Below are 24,942 nucleotides of genomic sequence, written 5' to 3'. Positions count from 1 at the left end.
GATGATAAAACTATCAGATTACCTGGATTATCTCAACAACGAGATAATTCAGGCTCGTAAAAAAGCAGACGAAAATGCGGTTCTTATTGCCAAAGAGTACGCCCGTCATGAATACCTTAAATATTTCAAGGTTCCGCGTTATGCGCTGCCCAGTGTAAAGATGGATATTCCGATCAAAATCACAGATATAGATTCAGATTCTAAGTATAATTTTAAACTGAATGAAGATCAGTTTGTGACAGAAATAAATGAAAGAATCCGTCTGGTGAATAAGGAGAAGAAATTTAATATTCCTGAAATAAATAAAAGGCAGATTCAAACTGAAGAGTTTAAAACCCTGTTCAGTAAACTGGAAAAAAATGATCAGAAATTCGGACAGCTCCCAGCCACTGAAGTTCTTAAACTGGATCTCAGAAAGAAAATGCAGCTTCTTAATTCCGGAATATTCCGACCTCAGGAAGGAACAGAAGAAGAAACTGATGAACTGAAAGAAATTTTTTCAAAGGTTCTTTTGAATAAATATACGTTGGTGAATGCAAAACTGAACAGCATTTACATAGATCCTAACACCAGTGCAGCAGAAGATAAAGATAAACTATTCATCAACCTTCATGTAGAAATGGAGGAGGAAGGAATCAGGATTGTGTCCTATAAAGATAAAGACGGCAACGAGATAGAACAGATAACTTTTGAGTAATGCAGGAACTTATTCACTTTACGGTACAGAAAATCAAAGAATTGCTGGAACAGTTCAATGAGGTTCAGGCTTTATACCTGTCAAAATCATTTGACTTTGATGCCAGGTTTGATGCATTTCTCAACGAAGTTCTGGAATATTTCCGTACTAAAGGAAACACCAGCCACGAATCTGAGGTGTTGAAAATTATGAATATGATTTCCACCGTTAAAAAAGGTTTTAATCCTATAAAAATGGAGAAAATAATGAATGGGAGAAGGGAAATACTCGGAGGATTCTCATTCAACGGAATGGAAAGTATTTATGGTATTCTCATGGAAATTTATGCCAGGGAAAATAAAAAACTTGAGGATGCGGAAGAACTTATTTCAGGAATCATTGTCTCATTATATCAGAACGGTATTCTGGACGATGAAAAGTTGAAAGACATGAATTCCGTTCCCAAAATTGAACGTTTCTGGACTTCACTGGTTGAGCAGAATACAGCCATATCAGGAATTAATAAAAAACTCAGACTGACCATTATTCCGGAGGATATTTTTCTTATTCTGGAAAAGGTATTTCTGAAATTAATTTAAAAAAGATTATTATGGAAACCGGAAGATATATCGTTCTGTTGCAGAATCAGCAGAAAACAGCACTCAAAAAAATAGAGAAAGAACTGGAAGTGAATATCACCTCTTCAGAATTTCTCTCCAAAGAAAACCGTTCTTATGAAATCATTGATCAGGACAATGGTGTGCTTTACAAAAACCTGGGAGTTCTTGTGGTGGATAATATGGATGAAGATCAATTGAAAAGTGCCGTGAAAGATGAGTCAAACTCTATTGTATACTACGAAAAAGAGAGGGAATTTTTTCCTGCAGATGAATTGCAATTGATTAATGAACTCAAAAAACAGTCTGCTGGACTCTCAGAAAAAATTTCAGAACTTGAAAAATATATCACCAGCAAACCTTTGCCTCAAAAATCATTCATTGAAATGGAATGGGGATTAAAAGCAATCGGACTGGAAAATGCGAACTATACAGGAAAAGGAATTGATGTCTGTATTCTCGATACCGGCCTTGAAACTTCTCACCCGGATTTTTCAGCTGAAGAAATTGAAGGAAAATCTTTCATAGATGGTGAAGACTGGAGCAGAGATCCCAACGGACATGGTACACACTGCGCAGGAGTAGCTACAGGAAATACAAGAAGTGATAACGGAAAGCGGTACGGAATTGCCAGAGACTGCAACCTGAAAATAGCAAAAGTGCTCGCAGACAATGGAAGAGGAACTACCAGCAGTGTCATTGATGCGATAGACTGGGCAATTACGAAAAAATTCAGAATACTATCCCTTTCACTGGCATCTCCGGTGAGGCTAGATGATCAGCCTTCCGTTCTTTTTGAAACCATTGGGGAAAGAGCATTGGAAAATAACTGTCTTATTATAGCCGCGGCTGGAAATGACAGTAACAGACCGCAGATTCCGCAGCCTGTTTCAATGCCGGCCAATTCAAAATCAATTATGGCCGTAGGAGCCATTGATGCTCAGATGAAGATCGCGAGATTTTCAAATGCCGGCCTCAATCCGTCCACAGGAGGAAGTATCAATGTCTGTGCTCCGGGAGTTGACATTATCAGTTCGTATCCTAAAAATGCAAAAAATAAAAGTAATTTGTACTACAGCATGAGCGGTACAAGTATGGCAGCACCCCATGTTTCCGGGCTTGCCGCTTTGTATATGGAACAGTTTCCCGATAAATCAGCAAAAGAGATCTGGGAACTGATTGAAAGCAAAGCAAGACCTATTGAAGGCATAAAATACAGAGATATTGGAAACGGTTTAGTACAGATATACTTATGATCACTTACCTCGCAGTTTTAAAGAAAGATATAAATTTAAAAAAGCTTGAAGTTCTCCTCAAAAGCAAAGACATAAAGCTGGCTGCTCACTACAAAACCATTGGTGTTGTAAAGCTAGAAAGTGATATTTCCATTTTGGTGTCTGAATTTCAGGAGTATTTTATATCTATAGAAGAAGAAAAAGATAATTTAACAATATAATCACATCAATAAGGCTTTTCTGTCGCAGAGAAGTTTTATTTTTGTCTCTTAATGATAAAATAACATATGAATTTCAGATTTTCAATGGTGTTTCTGATGTTTTTTGCATTAGGATTCTCACAAGACCTTACCGTAATGAGTTTTAATATCAGACTGAATGTAGAGTCGGATAAAGATAATGCCTGGCCAAAAAGAAAACAGGACGTTGCCGATTTATTGACGTACTATCATCCTGATTATTTCGGAGTACAGGAAGCACTTCCGGAGCAGATGAAAGATATTAAAGCAGGTTTAAAAAACTATGACTATATCGGAGTAGGAAGAGATGACGGTAAAGAAAAAGGAGAGTTTTCTGCCATCTTTTATGATACAACCAAACTGGAAATTGTAAAATCCGGGACGTTCTGGTTATCTGAAACTCCGGAAAAACCTTCAAAAGGCTGGGATGCAGCACTGAACAGAATCTGTACCTATGCCGTATTTAAAGATAAAAAATCGAAGAAAGAATTTCTGGCTATGAATCTTCATTTTGATCACATTGGAAATGTAGCAAGAGTAAAATCTTCCGAATTGATCCTGAAAAAAATCAAAGAACTGAATCCAAAGAATCTTCCGGTGACACTAAGCGGAGATTTTAACCTGACAGATGATTCAGAACCGATTAAAATTCTTTCCCAAAATATGAAAGATACTTTTTATCACTCAGAAACCAAGCATTATGGCCCGGTAGGAACTTTCACAGGCTTCAATGTGAATGAAGTTCCAAAAGACAGAATCGATTATATTTTTACACAAGGTTTTAAAATAAGATCTCACCGACACATCAATGACAGAAGAGAAAACCTCTTGTATCCGTCAGACCATTTTCCGGTGATTGTGAATCTATCCCTATAAAAAATCAATTGGTTGGAAAATCAATTTCAAATCCAATTCCTCTCAGGGATTGGATTTTTATTTGGGGATCACTGTTGAAATATTTACGAAGCCTGCTGATAAAAACATCCAGACTTCTTCCTGTAAAATAATCATTGGTTTCCCAGAGATTATCCAGAATATTATCCCTTGTAATGATGGATCGGTTATGTTTCAGAAGATACAGCAAAAGCTCTTGCTCTCGTATGGTCAGACGGTTGTTTCCGTTAGGATGTGACAACAGAAGTTTAGTGGTGTCCAGTGAAAATTCTCCTATTTTTATCTGGCTTTCCGTAACGGCGGGAAGTGTTCTCTTTAGAATATTTTTAATTCGTAAAACAAGTTCTTCAGGATCACAGGGTTTCGCAATATAATCGTCGGCACCTATTTTCAATCCGGTCAACCGGTCAATTTTTTGATTTTTAGCCGTTAAAAATAACAATGGGAAATTACTTCTTTCTTTGATAATCATTTTCGCCAGCGAGAAACCATCTATATTGGGCATCATCACATCCAGAATTCCTATCTGAAAGGGAAAATCAGCCTGAACCAATGGTACGATATCTTCCGGATTCTGAAACCAACTGACTTCAAAATCTTCCAATTCAAGATACTGCTTAAGAATCATTCCGAAATCCGGATCATCTTCTGCCAGAAGGATTTTAGTTTTCATAAGGAATTGATATTTTAAAAGTACTGCCTGTATGAAGCTGGCTGGAAACTTCTATTTTTCCACCATAGTTTGTAATGATTTTTTTAACGAAATAAAGTCCCAGCCCAAGCCCTTTGCTATTGTGAATATTGTTATTCTGTATTCTGTAGAATTTTTCGAAGATATTGTTCAGTTCTTTTGTTTCCATGCCCTGACCATTGTCGGAAACTTCAAATTCTAATTGTTGAGAACGGTTACGGACATCTATTGTAATAACCGATGCTCCATATTTTACACTGTTTTCACAAAGGTTTTTAATGACCGTTTCCATCAGGTTTTTATCAAAAGGAAGCTTTTGTGAAACTGTATTTTCAAGGTTAAAATCAATGTCTGAATAAGTAACAGATAAATCCTGAATAAAAAAGTTCCAGTCTTCAGGTTGTATAGCGGTCATTTCGTCTGGGATTTCATCTTTATGAAGCTGAAACATCAGGCTTTCAAGGCGTGAAATCTGCCTGTCAATAAGAGGAAGCGTTTCAGGATTCCACTCTTTTTTTAATGCTTTCGAAGCTATTTTTAAAGTAGCGATAGGCGTTTTAAACTCATGCGAAATGTTATCCACAATGTTGTGGAGAACTTCCACCTGTTTCTGCTGCTGAATAAGATTTCTGATCGTGAAAATATAAAGCAGAAGAACTCCTGAAAGAAGAATAATGCAGCAGATAATCAATAAGGTAAGCTCTTTGAAAACAATACTTTTTATATTTCGGATTTCAAAATCTGTCTGGGTTTTTACAAGAAAGGTATTCTTTTTTTCAATATGACCTTTATCTGTATCATTTCTTTTGGTGGTTGAGGTTTCCCAGCTTCCGTTACTGGCAATGCGTGGATTTTTTAGCTTATCCTGCGTTTCAAAAATAACAATAGGTTCGGTAATTACTTTTGAGCTGTCCGGAAGGTGGACAATGGAAAGATACCGTATTCTTGCGGAGATTTCGTAACCGTCTTTTTGGTAACGGCTGTCGATATAATGAATCAGTCTTTCTCTGGCAGATTTCCTGTTTTCTATGAAATAACGGAGAAAATCTTTTTTGTTGATCTCCTTATTATGATACTGTATAATGATTTCCTGAAGAGAATCATCATTTCTTTCTTTAGCCTCCTGGATGTCTTCAAGATTGTCTGTGTAATTGGTAAGCCCATCATTCACAGATCTGTAGATATCCCTCTCTTTTACCTGGTAGGTTTTATACATAAAATAAACCTGGATTCCCAATAAAAGCAGGAATAGAGCGGCAAAAACCGGGATGAGAATTTTACTCTTGGCTATCATTAAAACAAAGATAAAACTTTAGTCATTTTCCGGAAATGATTATTTTGTTATTAACCTTCCATTAACCATAGTTTTGAACAGCTTCATCCATCCGTTTGGATCTGGATGTTTTGATACCATAAAAGACATTAACCCATCATTAACCTTCTGTTAACCGTGTTTTTTCCAGTCAATACAGAATTTTGTCCCCATAGAACAGAACAATAGTTTTTGTTGGAGAAGATAAAAAAATAACCATGTATAAAATTCTTTTTCTTTTGTGTTTTCCCATCTTGATTCTTGCCCAGAAACAAAAAGCCGGAGGAACAGTGATGAATACCGAAAACGAAAAGCTTTCCTCTCTAAAGGTGGAAGTGTATAATGCTCAGAATACATTAATCAAAGAATTAAAAACAGATGATAATGGGAAATTTGTACTGGAAGATATTTCAGAGGAAAATATAAAACTGGTCATTAAAAATCAGGGATATTCTTTATTTGAGAAAAAAGTGGATTTAAAAGAGTCTGAATCTCTGAATATCATTCTTAAAAAAGAATCTCAGGAAATAGAAGGGGTGGTAATGACGAAACGTAAACCTTTAGTGAAAAGAAAGGTAGACCGTCTGGAATTTAATGTGGAAAACAGTAATATTTCCTCACTCAATGCCTGGGAAATTCTAAAAAATACACCCAGTGTTACCATCAACAACAGTGTACTGAGTGTAAAGGGAAGTATAGGAATTCTGGTGACAATTAATGATAAAAAAGTAATGCTGACAGGGGATGAGCTTAAAAATCTTCTGGAAAATACACAGGGAGATGAAGTGAAATCTGTGGAAGTGATTACCAATCCGCCTGCCAAATATGAAGCTTCAGGAAGCGCAGTATTGAATATCGTTCTGAAAAAGAATAAAATTGAAGGCTACCGCGGTATTCTTTCATCCAAATACGTGCAGACACAATATGCAAAAGGCGTTTTTGGTCTCTCTCAATATTACAAAAAAGATAAACTTTCTTTAATGGGAAGCTATTATAAAGGGCTGGGAACGTACTACCGGGAAGGAACAGACTATGTAAACTATCCGGAAAGCCAAACCCGATGGGTAAGTACTATGAACAGGAAGGATAAAAACAATAACCAGAATACCCTGAATTTTAATGCGGAATATGAACTGGACAGCCTGACCAATCTAAGCCTCAACTACTCAGGGTATTTTTCTCCAAAATCCTTCGGAACTTATCATGTTCCTACATTGATCTATAACCAGCAGGATATAGTGGAATCTGATTATACGACGATCAATGATCACCGTTCCCGTTCCATCAATAACTCGGTAAGTTTTCAGATAGATCGTAAGCTGAATAAGAAAAGCAGTCTTTCATGGATCAATTATTTTACCGGAAATAATGTGGATAAATACCAGAATGTAATTACATACCTGAACTTTGCCGGACAGCCACCGAAAGAAGATAATTTCCTCACACAGAATAAAGCCGATGTTCAGCTGTATTCCACTCAATTTGATTATCAGTGGAAAGGGGATAAGCTGGAAATAGAATCCGGTACGAAATATAGTTTTGTAAAGACAATCAGCCAACTTGATTTCTCCGATAATGAGAACGGGGTATTACAATACCGGCCGGAAAAGAGCAGTATTTTTGATTATAAAGAACACAATTTTGCCCTGTATTCATCATTAGCCTACAATATCGGGAAATGGAGCTTCAAAGGTGGACTTCGTGCAGAAATGACCAATCTTGAAGGGGAAGTCTCAGAACCTTATGAATTGAATAAAAGTAACTATTGGAAATTCTTTCCCACGTTTTATGCACAATATACCACAGAAAACAAACAGGAATTTGGGTTCTCCTATGGGAAAAGAATCAGTAGACCTTCTTATTCATGGCTGAATCCTGCAAAATCTTATTATAATCTTTTTTCCTATTATCAGGGAGACCCAAAATTAAAAGCCACCATTACCCATAACCTCAATCTTACTTATTCCTGGAAAGACTGGAATCTGGATGTATACTACAGAAAAGAAATATATCCGTCCATGGAAATCTCTTATCAGGAGCCAAGTACCAACAGTTTGATTTATTATTTTACCAATATTGAGAAAGGAGAAGCTTTCGGAATCAGCTTATACAAAAATTTCCAGGTGAAATCCTGGTGGAATATTATCCTTTCTGAAAATCTTGAGCACAACGAGAATTATTTCATAGGAATTGATGGAATGTTGTATAAAAATAAAGTCTGGAACTGGGTTTCAAACATCTCAACAAGCTTTACGCTGGATAAAAACAGCGACTGGAAAATGGAAATGGGACACCGCTACTATTCTCCCGGTATACAGGGAACCTTCAGAATATCTTCTCTATGGTCAGCCTATTTTGTAATGAATAGAAAATTCTTTGGTAAAAAACTGGAAGCCAGTCTTGTTTTTAGCGATATTTTCAGATCCACAGAGCAGAAGGTCAGCACAAAATATGCAAATCAGGATAATTATTTTCTTGATTATTCCGATACTCAGGGAGTGACATTTTCATTGAAATTCAACTTTGGAAATCAATCGGTTAAAAATGCAAAAACCATTAAGAAGACCGCCGAACAGGATCGGTTGTAGAATATTTTAATATAAAAGTTGATTGCAGTGAAATATTATCTTGAAAGAATAGCCGTCTGATGGTACATTTTCGCTATTTTTGATGCCTATCTTTAAAAAGATCGCTATGAAGAAAATTTTTTCCGGAATGCTGATCGCAGTTTCTTTACTGCAATTGTCAGCTCAGGAATTGTATATGCCGAGGAATATCAAAAAAGCGTACGAGAGAGGAACACGTGATATCTCCGGAGCGCCAGGAAAAAACTACTGGCAGAATAAAGGAGTATATAATGTAGAGGTGAAAGTAGATGCTGCTACAAAAATAGTTTCAGGAAAAGAAACTATTGTTTATACCAACAACAGTCCGGATAACCTGAATGAACTGGCTATCCGATTTGTGAATAACCTTCACAAGCCACAGTCGCCAAGATCGGGATTTGTATCCAAAGATTTTCTTTCATCCGGATTGAAAATTAAGTCTTTTACTGTAAACAATGTAAAATATGAGATCAACAGTGATGATTGGAGTACTGTTGAAAAAGTAAAATTAAAATCAGCACTCAAATCTAAGTCAAAAGCTGAGGTTAAAATAGAGTGGGAATATCCATTGTCGGTTCAGAGTGGAAGAGAAGGACAGATTGATCCTGAAACCTTCTATGTGGCCTACTCTTTTCCAAGAATTTCTGTGTACGATGATTACAATGGATGGGATATGCTTCAGCATTCGGACAGACAGGAATTTTACAATGATTTCAATGATTACAGTTTTGCTATCACCGCACCAAAAAATTATGTAGTTTGGGCAACCGGAGATTTTCTGAATCCGGAAGCTGTACTTCAGCCTCAATATTTAAAAAGATATAAAGCCTCCCTGAAAAGCGATAAGCTGATGCATATTGCCACAGAACAGGAAATGAAGTCCGGAAAAGTAACAAAGCAGAACAAGTGGAATGTCTGGAAATTTAAAGCAAATCATATTACAGATTTTTGTTTTGCGATGAGTAACCATTATGTGTGGGATGCTGCCAGTGTTCAGTTAAAAACAAAAAGAGCCAGTGTTCAGGCAGGATATAAAAACGGAGCAAAAGATTTTGAACATTATGTAGACTGGATGCGCTATAACCTGGATTGGTTTTCAAAAAACTGGCCGGGAGTAGAATACCCTTACAATGTAATGACGGCTATTCAGGGATATGCAGATATGGAATATCCTATGATGATTAATGATACCAGTATTCCTGATGATCTTAATGATGCCAGGTTGACGGCAGATCATGAGATTGCCCATACTTATTTCCCTTTCTATATGGGAATCAATGAAACAAGATATGCATTTATGGATGAAGGCTGGGCGACCACGCTGGAATATCTTATAGGAATTGATGAAAACGGTGAGGCGGCAGCTAAAGAATTTTATAAAAACTTCCGTGTTAAAAAATGGATCAATGATCCTTCTGCAGAGCAGGATCAACCGGTGATCACGATGAGTACACAGGTGAGCGGTGCCGGATACGGAAACAACTCTTATGTAAAATCTTCATTGTCTTATCTGGCTTTGAAAGATTATCTGGGAGATGAACTCTTCAAAAAAGCATTGCACCATTATATGGACAACTGGAATGGGAAACATCCGGTTCCATGGGATTATTTTAATTCTATGAATACAGGATCAGGAAAAAACCTGAACTGGTTTTTCCACAATTGGTTTTATACCAATAATTATATTGACTTAAAAGTAACAGGAGCATCCCAGATGAATGACATGCTTACCATCAACGTAGCGAATGTAGGAGGTTTTGCCATTCCGTTTGATGCAATATTGTCTTATGATGACGGTACTACGGAAAGGCTGCATTTTTCACCTTCAGTGTGGGAAAAAGATCAGAAACTGACCGATCTTGTTATTCCTATTAAGAAAAAAGTAAAATCTGTACAGCTGGACGGAGATATCTTTATGGATTATACTCCGGATGACAACCGTAAAAACCTATAAAAGTAAAAGAGGCTGTTCCAAAAGTCAAATAATTGGCTTTTGTCATTGACTACGTCGAATCTTCGATTTCTGACGAAGGAAGAATCTTATTAATAGTCAATTGAGATTCTTCACTATATTTATGAACTTCGTTCGCAGACTTTCAGTCTGTGTTCAGAATGACACTTTTGAGACAGCCTCTTTTGTATTTTTAAAAGTAGGCAGTTAATCTTAAGCCTAATGTAATATAACTGATTTTTTCCTTAGCAATCAGGTTGTTCAGTTCCTGATCCAGTTCTTCACTTTCCTTGATCTCATCGCTGAAGGAATATTGAATTGTAGAGTTGATTTTATTATAATCTGTATAGAAAGTAAGGCCTAATCCCGGATTGAACTTATAGGTCATGGAAGCTCCTGTATTCCAGCGGAAAGCCGGTTTGGGTTTGTATCTGGCGATCTGAAGTTCATTGTTGGGAGCATCAATATCGTTTCCTTTTAAAAATACTTTTCCACTTGCTGTTGCAGCATATCCTCCGGTTACCTTTACAGTAAGCTGCCATTTATCTGATAATTCATGAGAAAAATAAGGTCCAATACCTGCAGAAAGGAATCCCATGGATTGTGTTTTGATTTCGTGATTGCCAAAATCCTGTTCGTCATCAAATGTTATTCTTTGAGATTTAATCGGGAAGCTGCTGAAAGACACATCTGCACCCACACCCCATTTTTTTGAAAAGAAGTAAGCTCCTTCCAATCCTCCCTCAAAACCAATTTGTTTTTTATCATCCAGTTCAGATTCCCTCAGGAAGTTAGTGGTGCCCAACGCAGTTCCCATTTTTAAAGAGAGAAAAGATGGATAATTGTTACCCTGTATCCTGGATAAAATACTTAAATTATCACCCTTGTTTTTATAAATTTTGTCAATAAAGAAATATCCCAGTTCCGTTGATATAATTCCGATACCTGCACCAGCCAGAATATCCGGAACCCAGTGTCTGTTGTTTAAATTTCGCCCAAGCCCTGTAAGAGTGGCTGAACCATATCCTGCAATACTGTAGGCAGGATTTACCAAACCATATTCTTTATGTAGAAAACTGGCATTGGTAAAAGCCATTGCCGCATGTCCTGAGGGAAAAGAGTTATTTTTGGATCCATCCGGACGTTCCACTTTTGCAGTATATTTAATGGAATTGACTAAAATCGCCATGATGGCTAAACTGGTACCATAAGATAAAGTTGCCCGTCCCAAATTATTACGGCCCTTTACGCCTGCCAGTTTTAATCCGTAAACAGCTGCAGCAGGAGCATATTGAAGATAATCATCATATTTTACTTTGAAGTTGGGCAGATATCGGTTTCTTACTTCACGTATATTTTCTTTTTCTCCCCATGTTGCAGCAGCTGCAGTAAAAAGAAGAGCCGGAGCTACCGATTTTTTTACCCATTCTTTTTTGAAAAAAGGAGTTTTCTGCTGAATAGAATTTCCTGAACTGATCATTGCCAGGTCTTCTTTGAGATTTCTGGAGGGTATCGTATCCTGTGTTTTAATTTGGATCGTATCCTGAGCTTTAATACAGTATAAATGCAATAGTATTCCTGATGCTAATGCTATTTTTTTCATCTTAGTGGTGTTGAAATTTAAATCGCGTAAAAATATTAAAAAAATCTATCCCAAAAATTGAGATAGACTATTTTAATGTTTTTATAATATTTGAACTGAGGTTATTGGTTATCTTAACCCCGCTCTTGGTCCGGAAGCAGCTACCACAGCCTGCATTCTTGTTTTCTGGTTGGCAGAAAACATCACCATAGATTTGTCATCTACATAATCCATATAGTTCATGAACATCTGAGAACGGCTTACACCACCACAAACTCTGTTTAGAGGGTAGGTAGGGTTTCCGTAGTTAGGGCCGGGAGATGTAGGAGTATCATTGGAGTAATCTGTCTGGCATCCAGCATCGGATGATCCCCAAAGGTGTGGAAGATTCAGGTAATGTCCTACTTCATGCGTTACAGTTCTTCCTAAATTGAACGGGGCAGAAGCACCTGTTTTACCTATATACTGATAGCCTATTACAAGACCATCATACCATTGTCCTGCATTTTCAGGGTAATATGCGTAGCCTAGAGTTCCAGGTTGGTTGTTTTCGTCAAGAATTGAATTAACTACCCAGATATTCATATTTTTATTGACATCAGTAGCATCAATACCTCCGGTACTGGCTTTTTTCATTTGTTCCAGATCAGATCTCCAGCCTGTTTTTGTGCTCTGCTTACGGTTGGTAGCGACTAGTTTGAAACGGATCTTTACATCACCCGCTGCGACTGGCTGGAATGCAACAGGGATTTTGTTGATATCAGAGTTGGTAGCACCATAATCGGCATTAAGGACTGCAATTTGTTCTGCGATTCTTGCATCGGAAACATTTTGAGCGGAAGTGTTGTAAATGACGTTAAAAACAACCGGGATTTCAACAGTTCCATCGGCAAGAACTTTTCCCACTTTAAGATTTTCTGCAAACTTTTCAGTACTGAATTCAATATCAGCCATTTTTTGTTTGAGTGCAGGGTTTTTCAGAAGCATTGCCTGTCTGATTTCTTCTGACGGACAACCTCTTTTAAGAGCGCTCGGAACAGTGTTATCCTGATCCGGAGAAGTCTCGTTTTGGTTGGTTAAGCTGTCGTTGTTGCATGCCGACATAAGGCCCAGAATCAGGGCTCCAAATAGGAATTTTTTCATATCGTTATAATATAATTTGGTTGAGGGCGTGAAATTATATCATTTAAAATTAATATGCAAATTATTTCTGTAAATATTTAATGAATACTTAATTTTTAGTCAATTTGATTGAATTAAAATCAATTAATTTTAAAATGTATTGAATTTTAGTTAAATTCTATTATTTATTTTATATTTCACATTCAAGTGTATTTTATTGGTAAATAATTTTATCATTTTTATATTTTTTATAGAATATTTTTTATAATAAATCTCAGTAATATTGTTTTTAAAACGAATTCAGAACCTTTGATTTCAATATTTTCATTTGTGTGCTGAAAATGAGTGCAGATACAAAAAAAGTCTGTCTCAAACCTGAGACAGACTTTACATATGTAAAAATATTTTAATTTTAATACACTCTCAATCCGGATCTTGCGCCAGAAGAAGCTACTACAGACTGCATTCTTGTTTTTTGTCCTGCAGAGAACATAAACATGGCCGCATCATCTACATAATCCATATAGTTCATAAACATTACAGATCTTTGTACGCCACTGCAAGTATTATAGAGTGGGTAAGAAGGTTTCCCATAATTAGCAGTAGTTTGTGTAGGGGTATCACTTACCTGGTCATTTCCACAATTGGCATCTCCCCAGATATGTCTTAAGTTCAGATAGTGACCTACCTCATGTGTTGCAGTTCTTCCCAGGTTGAAAGGAGAAGAAGCTCCTGTCTTTCCAAAATATGGAGCTGCAATTACAACACCATCATTCCATAAACCTGCAGATTCAGGGAAAGTCGCGTATCCAAGAATAGTACGGCCCTGGCTGGTCATTTTGCCTACAACCCATAAGTTTAAATAATTGGTAGGATTAGTAGCATCAATTCCTCCTTTGGATGCTTTTTTCATATCATCATTAGTTGCCCAGCTTGTTTTTGAAGTGGATTTTCTAACGGTATTTACCAATCTGAATTTTACTTTTGTATCACCTGAACTTACGGTTTGGAATTCAGTCGGGATTTTATTGGCATCACTGTTGGTGCCTGAATAATCTGCATTCAATACCGCAATCTGCTCTGCAATTCTTGCATCAGAAACGTTTTCAGCTGTAGTTTTGTAAATGACGTTTACGACAACAGGGATTTCTACAGTACCATCAGCAAGAACTTTTCCGAATTTCACATCATTGGCGAATTTTTCTGTATTGCTTTCTAATGCCGCGAATCTTTGTTGAAGTTCAGGGCTTTTTTTCAATGCTTCCTGTCTGATTTCCTCAGAAGCACAGCCTCTTTGAGCTAAGCCAGCAGAAATTGCAGCTTCGTCAGTTGTGTTTTCATTTTGATTGGTAATGCTGTCATTGTTACATGCAGCCATTACTGTGAGCATAAAAGCTCCAAATAATAGTTTTTTCATATCAAAATCATTTAGGTTGAGGATGTGAAATTATATTATTTAAAATTAATATGCAAATGATTTTCGTATTTGTTTACGATTGTGTTAAATATTTCCGAATGTTGTTGGTTTTAATTTAATGATTTTAGAAATGCGTTGAATTTTAATTAATTTTAATTAATCTACTAATGTGATCTTAGTTTTTAATTATTTTCTGTGAATACTTTTCGTTTAAATTTTAATTTTAAAGAATTTTTTCATGGTGAAAATCTAATTTGCGAAACCATTTTTAATGGCAAAAACTGCAAGTCCTACACGCGTCTTAAGATCCAGTTTTTCACATAGCTGGTCACGATAGCTTTCTACTGTTCTGGGGCTGCAGCACATTCTGTCTGCAATTTCCTTATAGCTGAGTTCCGTTACCGTGTATTTCAGAAATTCTTTTTCTCTGTCGGAAATTCTTATGGCAATTTCAGTTTCTGTCTCTTTATTCAGGTTGGAAAATATGATTTTGGAAGCCCAATCCGGATAAAAAAAGCCGTCCGTATTGAGGCGTGTAAGTGCTGTTTCCAGATCTCTAGGGTGGGTGTTTTTCAGAAGATAACCTTTGGCTCCGCTCCTGATCATTTTAATAACACTGTTGTCATCTCCCTGCATACTGAGGGCCATGATTTTAATATCGGGATGGTTTTTGGTAAGCCAGGCTGCGGTTTCAAAACCATCCATAATCGGCATACTGATATCTAAAAGAATAATATCAGGAATGGGATGGCCTTCTTCAAATTTCTGGATGAGATCTTTGCCGTTTTCACTTACATAGATTACTTCAAACTCGCTGAAGTTGCCGATAATCCCTTCAAGAGCTTTTGCTATAAGTATATGGTCGTCAACAATGACAATCGTTTTTTTCATGACTGTTTTTTTAAGATAATATTGATTTGTGTTCCCATATTTTCCTTACTTTCCATACGAAAATTCGCTCCTATAATTTGAGCCCTGTTTTTCATATTCGTGAGCCCTATTCCGTTGGATTTGATCTGTGAAGTATCAAACCCGATTCCATCATCACGGATATCAAGCTCCCAAAGAGTGTCTTCTGAAGTGTTCAGACTTATAAAAATATTTTTACAATGGGAATGTTTTATACTGTTCTGAATAAACTCCTGAGTAATTCTCAGAAGAACATTTTTATGAACAAAGCCTAAATCCAGTTGTTTAAAATTGTGTTCAAAACTTACATGACATTTTTTGAAGGAATTGGTATTATCCACTTCTTCCTGTATCAAAGTTACAATTTCCTTCTGGTTGATATTGTCATCTGTCAATGTTTTGGACAAGCTTCTAAGATCCTGCAGGGACTGGTTGATAATCTGTGAAACCTGATCAATTCTTTCATTTGCTTCCGGTACCTTATTCTCATAAAGCATCTGCTGTACATAAAGACTTACGAGGGTAAGTTTCTGTCCAATATTGTCGTGCAGCTCCCGGCCGATCTGCTGCATGGTAGCCTGCTGTATTTCCAGCTGGGTAGACAGAAGTTCTCTTTGATGAAGTTCGGTTTTCATCTCAATCTCATTTAAATATTCTCTTTTCCTCTGTCTGTAATTCCGGATGTATATAAATACGGCTATCACAAACATCAAAAAAAAGATATTGAATGAGATAATGGTGATTAAGAGTTCTGTTTTCCCCATATAAATGAACTTGCAAATAAAATATACATCACTGCTCCTGAAACCTGAAAATAGATAAAATAAATGTCCCAGATGTCTATATATTTCCAGAGGAGAGAGTTAAATGTCATAAATGGCTGATTGGCAATATAAAAAAGCGTAATTCCAAGATTAATATAAAACATTCTGTTTTTACTGAAATTAAGAATCTCGGATGAATTAACCTGTTTATAATACTCCATAATCACGAGACCCATTAAAAGTAAACAGCCAACATTGTAATTGAAAGAAAAAATGACTTTCTTTTCGGGGAAAAAAAGCCCCCTGAGGATATAGGTTAAAATATATATACCCGTCAGAATGTAAAAAAGTTTTACCTTTTTCAGAGACTCTTTTGCATACAGCCAATAAAAAAATATAAACTGCAATGGAATTACGAAGTAGTTGTAAAAATTTATTCTGTCTATTTTAAGTGGTTTCTCGCCCCATTTTACAGCTGACTCACACAGGAAAATAATAATGAGATAAATGGCAAGATACTTCCAGGGTTGTTTTTTTACACGGTTATAATAAATCAGGGAGATTAAAGCAGCAAAGGCTTCTCCCCAATACATAAATGATGAAAAAATTTTCTGAATTTCAGTCATACAGCGTTTAAGAATGGTAATTAATAGGAAGTGCCCATAGGGGGAGCCGGAGGAATAAGCGTTCCGCTGTTTTCTCCTACTGTTCCGTCATCATCATGTTTGTAAGCTGCACTTTTACTTTTTGCTGTGCTTAGTCCAAATGCTTTGCCTTCCCCGTGTGCTTGAAGAGTATTAAAATCAGAATCATAGGCTACTCCGGTTTCATTTGTCTTTTTCATGGTAGGAATTAAAACCAATGTGTGCTTTTCAGCATATTCCTGAGGTACCGGATGAGATGCCATGATATCCCAGTTTTCAGTTTTAGGATAAGAAGCATAATAAAACCGGATTCCCAGATCTTCCGCAGAGGTAGCAGGATCTACTTTTGCCGCTTCTTCTTCGATTTTTGCAATGAAATTTTTTAATTTCGGAAGGTCAAACCAAATAGAATGCGCATCTTGTATTCCTAAAGTAGTGTTGATTGCGCTTAAGTGGTTTTGACGATAATTGTCGATCAGAGCCTGGATAAGACTGTTTGACATAGTCCCGGGCTGTAATGGATTGTTTGATTCTGTATTCATAGCTTAGTGTTTTGCGGTAAAACTCAATTAATATGCAAATCTCGTAAAAAATATTCTAGAAAATCTATTCCTTAATTGGGAATTCCACTGTTATTTTTACCGTGTTTTTACGGATTGTGTGAAAAAAAATAACAATTCAGAGCTGATAAGGCTTTGGTTCATTCAATAAAAAAAACGGAGAAATTCTGCTTCTCCGTTTTTCTTTAAATACATGGATACTTTCTCCAGTCCCTGCATATGTATCCTGATGTACAGCATAAATTGGCAGGGCAATTCATGTTTTCATCACACATAATGATGGGAGCGATAAGACCGCCATCGATTTTTTTCAAATCATTTCTTTTTAGCTTTTTCATGCTGATTCTGTTTTAGTTATTAGTATAGTAAATATAAGTTTATTTCACTTAAATAAGAAAAATAGTTAAAAAAATAAGTGCTGCAGATTATTCTACAGCACTTATTCACAAAAATAATGTATATGAAAAAAACTATTTTATTGTTCGGTAGGTCGGAAAACTAATCCTGTTTCTACAAAGTAATCCAAAGTGATTCTGTCTCCGTCATTTACATTTCCTGCAAGAATTTCTTTAGACAACTTGTTGAGAACTTCCTGTTGGATCACTCTTTTCAATGGTCTTGCTCCGAAGGCAGGATCATATCCTTTATCCATCAGATAATCTACCGCATCCTGAGTGAAAGTCATAATAATGTTTCGTTTAGATAACATTTCATTGAATCCTCTCAATTGGTACTGAACGATTTTTCCGATCTCTTTTTTTCTTAAAGGCTGGAAGAGTACAATTTCATCAATTCTGTTCAGGAATTCCGGACGCAGCGTCTGTTTTAAAAGATCAAAAACTTCATCTTTTGTTTTATCCACAATTTCATCCTGATTTTCTTCCGTAAGATTCTCAAAATTCTCCTGAATCAGATGTGATCCTAAATTCGAAGTCATGATGATGATAGAATTTTTAAAATTCACCACTCGTCCCTTATTATCTGTCAGACGTCCATCATCCAGAACCTGAAGTAACGTGTTGAAAACATCAGGGTGTGCTTTTTCAATCTCATCGAGAAGCACTACGGAATAAGGTCTTCTTCTAACCGCTTCAGTCAGTTGTCCCCCTTCATCATATCCTACATAGCCTGGAGGCGCTCCCACCAATCTTGAAACACTGTGACGTTCCTGATATTCACTCATATCAATTCTTGTCATATTGTTTTCATCATCGAATAAGAATTCCGCCAATGCCTTTGCCAACTCGGTTTTACCGACTCCGGTTGTTCCCAGGAATAAGAAAGATCCGATTGGCTTTTTATCATCACTTAAACCGGCTCTGTTTCTTCTGATCGCATCTGCAACTGCCTGAATCGCTTCATCCTGCCCAACCACTCTGTGATGGAGTTCAGATTCAAGATTCAATAGCTTGTCTCTTTCTGATTGCAGCAATTTGGTAACAGGAATACCGGTCCATTTCGCAATCACTTCAGAAATATTTTCTGCAGTAACCTCTTCTTTGATCAGTTCATTCTGATGATTCTGCATTTCCAGCTCTACTTTGGCTAGTTCTTCTTCTTTTTCACGAAGTTTTCCGTATTGGATTTCCGCTACTTTTGCATAATCTCCTGCTCTGGAAGCTCTTTCTGCCTCGTGTTTCAGGGATTCTATATCTTTTTTGATCTGGGTAAGATCTTCACTTTTCTGTTTTTCTTTCAGCCATTTCGCATTGATCTCATTTCTCTGTTCAGAAATTTTAGCAATATCTTCTTTAAGGTGATCAATTTTGGTCTGATTGCCTTCCCTTGAGATGGCTGCCAGTTCAATTTCCAGCTGCATCAGTCTTCTGTCCAGAACGTCCAGCTCTTCCGGCTTGGAATTGATTTCCATTCTCAGTTTTGCAGAAGCTTCATCAATAAGATCGATGGCTTTATCCGGTAAGAAACGGTCTGAAATATATCTTTGAGACATTTCCACCGCGGCAATAATTGCCTCATCTTTGATTCTTACCTTGTGGTGCGCTTCATATTTATCTTTAATACCACGAAGGATAGAAATTGCAGATTCTGTATCCGGTTCTTCCACCATTACTTTCTGGAAACGTCTTTCCAACGCTTTATCTTTTTCAAAATACTTTTGGTATTCATTCAATGTAGTGGCACCAATCGCTCTTAATTCTCCTCTTGCTAAAGCAGGCTTTAAGATATTGGCAGCATCCATTGCTCCTTCACCGCCTCCGGCTCCTACCAAAGTGTGGATCTCGTCGATGAAAAGGATGATCTGTCCATCAGACTTGATCACCTCATTCACAACGGATTTCAGACGCTCTTCAAATTCACCTTTGTATTTGGCTCCGGCGATCAAAGCGCCCATATCCAATGAGAATAACGTTTTATCCATCAGGTTTTCAGGAACGTCGCCACTGATAATTCTGTGAGCAATTCCCTCAGCAATAGCTGTTTTACCTACACCAGGTTCTCCAATAAGGATTGGATTGTTTTTAGTTCTTCTGGAAAGGATCTGTAAAACCCTTCTGATCTCTTCATCACGCCCGATTACAGGATCCAGTTTTCCTTCAGCTGCTAACTCGTTGAAATTTTTCGCATATTTATTTAAAGACTGATACGTTTCCTCTGAGCTTGCAGAAGTTGCTTTACTTCCTTTTCTTAATTCTTTGATAGCGCCTTCCAACAGGTTTTTGGTTACGCCCATATCTTTCAGCATTTTGGATACTTCAGAAGTAGTTTCCAAAAGAGATAGCCATAAATGTTCAATCGTTACATATTCGTCACCCATCTTCTTGGCAATGTTGGGTGCATCCAGCAATACTTTGTTGGCAGATTGTGAAAGATAAATATTTCCTCCCTGTACTTTTGGAAGTTTTTCTAAATTCTCACGGTTGCGCTCTCTTACTAAATTAGCATCTGCTTCAGATTTTTTTAATAAGAAAGGCGATATATTTTCATCCACCTGGAAGATTCCTTCAAGGAGATGTTGAGGTTCGATACTTTGATTGCCCAGTTCCATAGCAACCTGTTGTGCTGCCTGGATGGCTTCCTGTGATTTTACAGTATATTGGTTTAAGTTCATATTTTTATATATTTTTGGTAATGGTTTGTTTAAAGTTTAGTTTTTAAAAAACATCAAGAAACCAAATTTTGAGGCTTAGTTTCTTAATGCCATCAATTATTTAATCATTTATTCGATGACTGTATCGCAAAAACTGTTCAATTATTAAATTTACAAAAAAATAGGACAAATTTTCCGGATATTGTATTTTTAACGGAAATTTAACTTGACAAAATTTCCGATTTCGTAATTATTTCTTGGAAATCATGAACAAAAAGTCATAACAAGACCAATTAACAGAATATCTAAACTACGGTTCGCAGGTCTTTTTTCTTTTTATGTTCAAAAAATGAACAGTTTAATTCAGAATAATTACTTTTGCATTTTACCAGATGGAACTAAAAGAAAAACAGAAAAAAATATTAGACGTAGCTGTAGAACTTTTCAAAGAGAAAGGGTATATGGGGAGCTCAGTAAGAGACCTGGCAACGAAACTGAATATCAAGGCAGCATCGCTGTATGCACATATCCGTTCAAAGGAAGAAATTCTGGAATGGATTTGTTTTGGTATTGCACAGGAGTTTTTCGATGAGCTTCAGGAGGTGAAAAGTACAGCTATTGCTCCAAAGGAAAAGCTGAATCTGCTATTGGATAAACATCTTTCTGTTGTTCTTAAAAACCGTGATGTTACCCATATTTATTCCAATGAATGGAAACACCTTGAAGAAAGACTTCCCGAATTTGTAGAATTAAGAAAAAACTATCAGCAGGAAGTTGAGAAACTGATTTCCGAGATTTACAAAGCCGAAAAATGGGAACTGAAATCACCATCATTCACCACAAGATTTATCCTTCATACCTTAAATAATTCCTATTTCTGGTTCAAAAGAAGTAGTGATTCTACGGATGAAATTACCGATGAGATCAGAGAAAAGATTCTTTTTGGCCTGCTTGGAAATCAGAAAAAATAACCACTTCGTTTGTCATTGACTACGTCGAATCTTCGATTTCTGACGAAGGGAAGAATCTCGTTACAGATTGTTAGATTTTTAAAAGATTCTTCACTACACATTCGTTCCGTTCAGAATGACATTGGGCATAATTTTAATAATTTTTCTTATTTAGAATCATTCAAAATATGACAAAAGTCATAAAAATTTTGCCAGCTAGCAAAATCTTTTTAAATTTACACCTAACAAATGTTAGTTAGTTTTATGGATTTTTCAGTTGAATATCTGGAGCTGGGTCAGTTGAGACAGCTTCAATCCGACCGGTTGATCAGCCTGATCAACTATTTGGGAGAGAAGTCGGAATTTTATAAAAAGAAATTTGATGAATTACAAATATCTCCGCAGGGTATAAGGTCGATTGAAGATATCGCTAAACTTCCTATTACTTACAAACAGGATTTAAGAGATAACTATCCTTTCGGATTATTTTCTGTTCCTAAAAATGAGCTTCAGCGTATTCACTGCTCAAGCGGAACAACAGGGAAGCCGACTGTGGTAGGATATACTAAAGAAGATGTGGACCTTTTCAGTGAAGTGGTGGCAAGATCTTTACATGCTGCAGGAGCAAGACCTGGAATGCAGTTGCACAACGCTTATGGTTACGGAATTTTTACAGGAGGTTTAGGCCTTCATTACGGAGCTGAAATGTTGGGGATGAGTGTTCTTCCTATTTCCGGAGGAATGACGTCAAGACAGGTAGATCTGATTGTAGATTTCAAACCAGAAGTGATCTGTTGTTCACCGTCATATGCTTTAACGATTGCGGATGAATTTGCCAGAAGAGGAATTACTGCAGAAGAGATCAGTCTTAAATATGCAGTACTAGGTTCAGAACCATGGACGGAGATTATCAGAGGTCATATTGAAGAAAAATTAGGCGTTCATGCAACCAATATCTATGGATTAAGTGAAATTATCGGTCCGGGAGTTTCCATGGAGGATTTTGAAGAGAAAGGAGGAGCTTATATCTGGGAAGATCATTTTTATCCTGAGATTTTAGATCCGGTTACCAAACAGCCGGTTCCTTTTGGAGAAGAAGGCGTTTTGGTGATCACTACTTTAACCAAAAAAGCAATGCCGCTTTTACGCTACTGGACGAATGATATTACAAGTCTTTACTACGATGAAAATGCCAGAAGAACCATGGTGAAAATGAAACCTATCGTTGGAAGAGCTGATGACATGCTGATCGTAAGAGGGGTAAACGTATATCCAAGCCAGATTGAAGATGCTTTTTCTTATGTAAAAGGAGTGGTTCCGAACTACTATTTAACCCCCGTAGAAAAAGAACATATGTGTATCGCTTTGGATATTGATGTAGAAATAGATGATGAATTGGTAAAATCTCAAAAAATAGAAGCCAATACCGATGATTATTTTAATTTTGTCGGCAACTTTGGGAAAAACATAGAAAACGAAATAAAAAAGAGGGTAGGAATCACTACGAAAGTAAAAGTTCATGCTCAGGACAGCCTGCCGAAGTGCGAAGGTGGAAAAATTAATAGAATACTTAAAAAATAATGAATTCATTTTATAAACTTAAAACAGTTAAAGTTCAGAAAGATACTTCCGAAGCAGTGAATGTGGCGGTAGAAATCCCTGAAGAACTGAAAGATAAGTTCAGGTTCAAGCAGGGACAGTATCTGAATTTCCGAATGATGATCAACGGAAATGAAGAAAGACGTTCTTACTCTATCTGTAATGCTCCAAGTGAAAAGGGCAATACGCTGGAAGTATTGGTGAAGTTGCTTGAAGGCGGAAAAGTATCAGGCTATTTCAATGAACACCTTCATATGGATGAAGTGCTGGAAGTAATGCCTCCGATGGGTGGTTTCAATACTTCTTATCACCCGACAAACGTAAAAACTTATGTTGGTCTGGCTGCAGGAAGCGGAATTACTCCTGTATTATCCAATATTAAAGAAAGTCTTTATCAGGAACCGAATTCAAATGCCTATTTGTTCTACAGCAACAGAAGCATGAATCATGTTTTAAGAAAGGCAGAGATTGATAAACTTGTAGAGCATTTCAACGGAAGACTGAAAGTGATTTACCTGGTAAGCCGTGAGAAACACGAAGATCCTGTTTTTGAAGGAAGAATTTCGTCAGAAAAATTAGAGCAGCTGTTTGAAAGATATACAGATATTGATGTAAAAGAAGCTACTTATTTTATTTGCGGACCTTCAGAAATGATTAAGGGGATTGCAGACTATCTGAAAAAAGACAAAAAAGTACCTGCTATTCAGGTTTTATTTGAATATTTCACCGCTCCGGATGAAGAAAATACGGAGGAAATGAGTGATGAATTCAAGGCCATTGCCAATATTGAAAGTATGGTAACGGTAATCATTGATGATGATGAATATTCGTTCCACCTTAATTCTAAAAAAGAGAGTATCTTAGATAAAGCATTGAAAGATCAGCTTCCGGTTCCTTTCGCATGTAAGGGAGGCGTTTGCTGTACGTGTAAAGCACAGGTTCTGGAAGGAGAAGTTTTCATGGAGAAGAACTATGCGCTTACCGAAGAAGAAGTAGCCAGAGGCTTCGTTCTTACCTGCCAATGTCACCCTACAACCAATGTGGTGATGCTTAATTATGATGTTTAAGACAATTTGAAAATGAGAAAATGGGCTAATTTGAAAATGCTATTATCATATTTAAATTTCCCAATCGCCTAATTCTCAAATTCTCAAATTATTTAATTTTCAAATTCAAAAAAGATGGACTTAGAAAAATTTGTTCAATACGTTCACGAAGAAAATAAAGTAGAACCAAAAGATGTAATGCCGGATGATTACAGAAAATTATTGGTTCGTCAGATTTCACAGCACGCGCATTCTGAAATTGTAGGAATGTTGCCGGAAGCCAACTGGATTTCCAGAGCGCCTTCATTGAGAAGAAAAATGGCTCTTTTAGCTAAAGTTCAGGATGAGGCAGGCCACGGCTTATATCTTTATTCTGCCACTGAAACGTTAGGTGACGGAAGTATCAGAGCAGACAGAGATGCTACTTATGATGATATGCTGGAAGGAAAAGCAAAATATTCAAGTATTTTCAACTATCCTACCTTAAGCTGGGCAGATATCGGTGCCATCGGTTGGTTAGTAGACGGTGCTGCGATTATGAACCAGGTAATGCTGATGGGGAATTCTTACGGTCCTTATTCAAGAGCGATGGTGAAAATCTGTAAGGAAGAATCATTCCACCAAAGACAAGGATACGAAATTCTTATGGCATTGTGCCGTGGTACAAAACAACAGAAAGAAATGGCTCAGGCTTCATTAAACCGTTTCTGGTGGCCAGCTCTGATGATGTTCGGACCTAATGATGACAGTTCACCCAACTCCAAAATCTCTATGAATTACAGAGTAAAAAGAGAAAGTAACGACAGTCTTCGTCAGAGATTTATCGATGTTACTGTTTCTCAGGCTGAGTTCCTGGGATTAACCATTCCTGATAAAGATCTAAAATGGAATGAGGAAAGACAGCATTATGATTTCGGAGAACTTCCGTGGGATGAATTCATGGAAATCTTAAAAGGAAACGGACCTTGCAACAAAAAGCGTATCGAAACGAAGAGAAAAGCGCAAAGAGAGAATGCTTGGGTAAAAGAAGCTGCGGCGGCTTTTGCAGAAAAACAGAACGAAAAAGTAAACTAGAAAAT

At 36.8% G+C, this 24,942-nt stretch carries 22 protein-coding genes; 11 read left to right on the top strand and 11 right to left on the bottom strand.

All coding sequences use genetic code 11. From position 1 onward, the window contains the following. Position 1: 1 nt before the first annotated feature. From DDF69_RS18070 to DDF69_RS18050, 5 genes are all read left to right on the top strand, one after another. Positions 2-697 (top strand): hypothetical protein, encoded by a 696-nt coding sequence (locus DDF69_RS18070; protein ID WP_114822010.1) that lies wholly within the window; start codon positions 2-4, stop codon positions 695-697. Further along, a complete protein-coding gene (locus DDF69_RS18065; RefSeq protein ID WP_114822009.1) occupies positions 697-1,275 on the top strand; it encodes a hypothetical protein in 579 nt (192 codons plus the stop codon). Before DDF69_RS18070 ends, DDF69_RS18065 begins: the two co-directional genes overlap by 1 nt. Before the next feature lie 11 nt (positions 1,276-1,286). Next, entirely contained in the window at positions 1,287-2,549 is a 1,263-nt protein-coding gene (locus DDF69_RS18060) for a S8 family peptidase (RefSeq protein WP_114822008.1), read from the top strand. Beyond that, on the top strand, positions 2,546-2,749 hold the full coding sequence (locus DDF69_RS18055; RefSeq protein ID WP_114822007.1) for a hypothetical protein: 204 nt from the start codon (positions 2,546-2,548) through the stop codon (positions 2,747-2,749). Before DDF69_RS18060 ends, DDF69_RS18055 begins: the two co-directional genes overlap by 4 nt. A 66-nt stretch (positions 2,750-2,815) precedes the next feature. Further along, positions 2,816-3,643, top strand: coding sequence for an endonuclease/exonuclease/phosphatase family protein (locus DDF69_RS18050; RefSeq protein ID WP_114822006.1), 828 nt, complete (start codon positions 2,816-2,818; stop codon positions 3,641-3,643). A 4-nt stretch (positions 3,644-3,647) separates the two neighbouring features. On the opposite strand, the gene DDF69_RS18045 is transcribed toward DDF69_RS18050, so the two are convergent. Next, positions 3,648-4,334 (bottom strand): response regulator transcription factor, encoded by a 687-nt coding sequence (locus DDF69_RS18045; protein ID WP_114822005.1) that lies wholly within the window; start codon positions 4,332-4,334, stop codon positions 3,648-3,650. Next, positions 4,324-5,646, bottom strand: coding sequence for a sensor histidine kinase (locus DDF69_RS18040; RefSeq protein ID WP_114822004.1), 1,323 nt, complete (start codon positions 5,644-5,646; stop codon positions 4,324-4,326). Before DDF69_RS18040 ends, DDF69_RS18045 begins: the two co-directional genes overlap by 11 nt. Positions 5,647-5,882: 236 nt before the next feature. Between DDF69_RS18040 and DDF69_RS18035 the strand changes: the two genes are divergently transcribed. Further along, entirely contained in the window at positions 5,883-8,252 is a 2,370-nt protein-coding gene (locus DDF69_RS18035) for an outer membrane beta-barrel family protein (protein ID WP_114822003.1), read from the top strand. A gap of 106 nt (positions 8,253-8,358) precedes the next feature. Then, positions 8,359-10,224 carry a M1 family metallopeptidase gene (locus tag DDF69_RS18030; protein WP_114822036.1) on the top strand — a complete coding sequence of 622 codons (1,866 nt, stop codon included), beginning with the start codon at positions 8,359-8,361 and terminating at the stop codon, positions 10,222-10,224. A gap of 190 nt (positions 10,225-10,414) precedes the next feature. Here DDF69_RS18030 and DDF69_RS18025 read toward each other — a convergent pair whose 3' ends face one another. From DDF69_RS18025 to clpB, 9 genes are all read right to left on the bottom strand, one after another. Continuing rightward, entirely contained in the window at positions 10,415-11,824 is a 1,410-nt protein-coding gene (locus DDF69_RS18025) for a phosphatase PAP2 family protein (protein ID WP_114822002.1), read from the bottom strand. 108 nt (positions 11,825-11,932) lie between these two features. Beyond that, on the bottom strand, positions 11,933-12,946 hold the full coding sequence (locus tag DDF69_RS18020; RefSeq protein WP_114822001.1) for a zinc metalloprotease: 1,014 nt from the start codon (positions 12,944-12,946) through the stop codon (positions 11,933-11,935). Between the two features lie 391 nt (positions 12,947-13,337). After that, positions 13,338-14,342: a zinc metalloprotease gene (locus tag DDF69_RS18015; RefSeq protein ID WP_114822000.1), complete on the bottom strand. Its 1,005-nt coding sequence runs from the start codon at positions 14,340-14,342 to the stop codon at positions 13,338-13,340. A 249-nt stretch (positions 14,343-14,591) separates the two neighbouring features. Then, entirely contained in the window at positions 14,592-15,233 is a 642-nt protein-coding gene (locus DDF69_RS18010; RefSeq protein ID WP_114821999.1) for a response regulator transcription factor, read from the bottom strand. Continuing rightward, on the bottom strand, positions 15,230-15,886 hold the full coding sequence (locus DDF69_RS18005) for a sensor histidine kinase (protein WP_228412040.1): 657 nt from the start codon (positions 15,884-15,886) through the stop codon (positions 15,230-15,232). The genes DDF69_RS18010 and DDF69_RS18005 overlap by 4 nt, the downstream gene beginning before the upstream one ends. A 107-nt stretch (positions 15,887-15,993) precedes the next feature. Further along, positions 15,994-16,608 carry a hypothetical protein gene (locus tag DDF69_RS18000; protein WP_228412039.1) on the bottom strand — a complete coding sequence of 205 codons (615 nt, stop codon included), beginning with the start codon at positions 16,606-16,608 and terminating at the stop codon, positions 15,994-15,996. 53 nt (positions 16,609-16,661) lie between these two features. Then, positions 16,662-17,201: a hypothetical protein gene (locus tag DDF69_RS17995; protein WP_114821996.1), complete on the bottom strand. Its 540-nt coding sequence runs from the start codon at positions 17,199-17,201 to the stop codon at positions 16,662-16,664. A 203-nt stretch (positions 17,202-17,404) separates the two neighbouring features. Continuing rightward, on the bottom strand, positions 17,405-17,557 hold the full coding sequence (locus DDF69_RS22125) for a hypothetical protein (RefSeq protein ID WP_162800961.1): 153 nt from the start codon (positions 17,555-17,557) through the stop codon (positions 17,405-17,407). A gap of 137 nt (positions 17,558-17,694) precedes the next feature. Further along, on the bottom strand, positions 17,695-20,289 hold the full coding sequence (gene clpB, locus DDF69_RS17990; protein WP_114821995.1) for an ATP-dependent chaperone ClpB: 2,595 nt from the start codon (positions 20,287-20,289) through the stop codon (positions 17,695-17,697). Positions 20,290-20,660: 371 nt separating this feature from the next. Between clpB and DDF69_RS17985 the strand changes: the two genes are divergently transcribed. The 4 genes from DDF69_RS17985 to paaA all read left to right on the top strand — a co-directional run bounded on the left by DDF69_RS17985 (position 20,661) and on the right by paaA (position 24,937). Then, the gene (locus DDF69_RS17985) at positions 20,661-21,239 is read left to right on the top strand and encodes a TetR/AcrR family transcriptional regulator (protein ID WP_114821994.1); all 579 of its coding nucleotides are present in this window, start codon (positions 20,661-20,663) and stop codon (positions 21,237-21,239) included. Positions 21,240-21,482: 243 nt separating this feature from the next. Next, on the top strand, positions 21,483-22,799 hold the full coding sequence (locus DDF69_RS17980; RefSeq protein ID WP_114821993.1) for a phenylacetate--CoA ligase family protein: 1,317 nt from the start codon (positions 21,483-21,485) through the stop codon (positions 22,797-22,799). Continuing rightward, positions 22,799-23,884 carry a 2Fe-2S iron-sulfur cluster-binding protein gene (locus tag DDF69_RS17975; RefSeq protein WP_114821992.1) on the top strand — a complete coding sequence of 362 codons (1,086 nt, stop codon included), beginning with the start codon at positions 22,799-22,801 and terminating at the stop codon, positions 23,882-23,884. The genes DDF69_RS17980 and DDF69_RS17975 overlap by 1 nt, the downstream gene beginning before the upstream one ends. Before the next feature lie 114 nt (positions 23,885-23,998). Further along, complete coding sequence (gene paaA / locus DDF69_RS17970; RefSeq protein ID WP_062672210.1) at positions 23,999-24,937, top strand: 1,2-phenylacetyl-CoA epoxidase subunit PaaA; 939 nt, start codon at positions 23,999-24,001, stop codon at positions 24,935-24,937. Positions 24,938-24,942 lie beyond the last annotated feature (5 nt).

The organism is Chryseobacterium sp. KLBC 52 (genome assembly GCF_003347605.1).
Taxonomy (GTDB): Bacteria; Bacteroidota; Bacteroidia; order Flavobacteriales; family Weeksellaceae; genus Chryseobacterium.
Note: the sequence above shows the minus strand (reverse complement) of the source record. Positions and strands in the feature narration are given on the sequence as shown.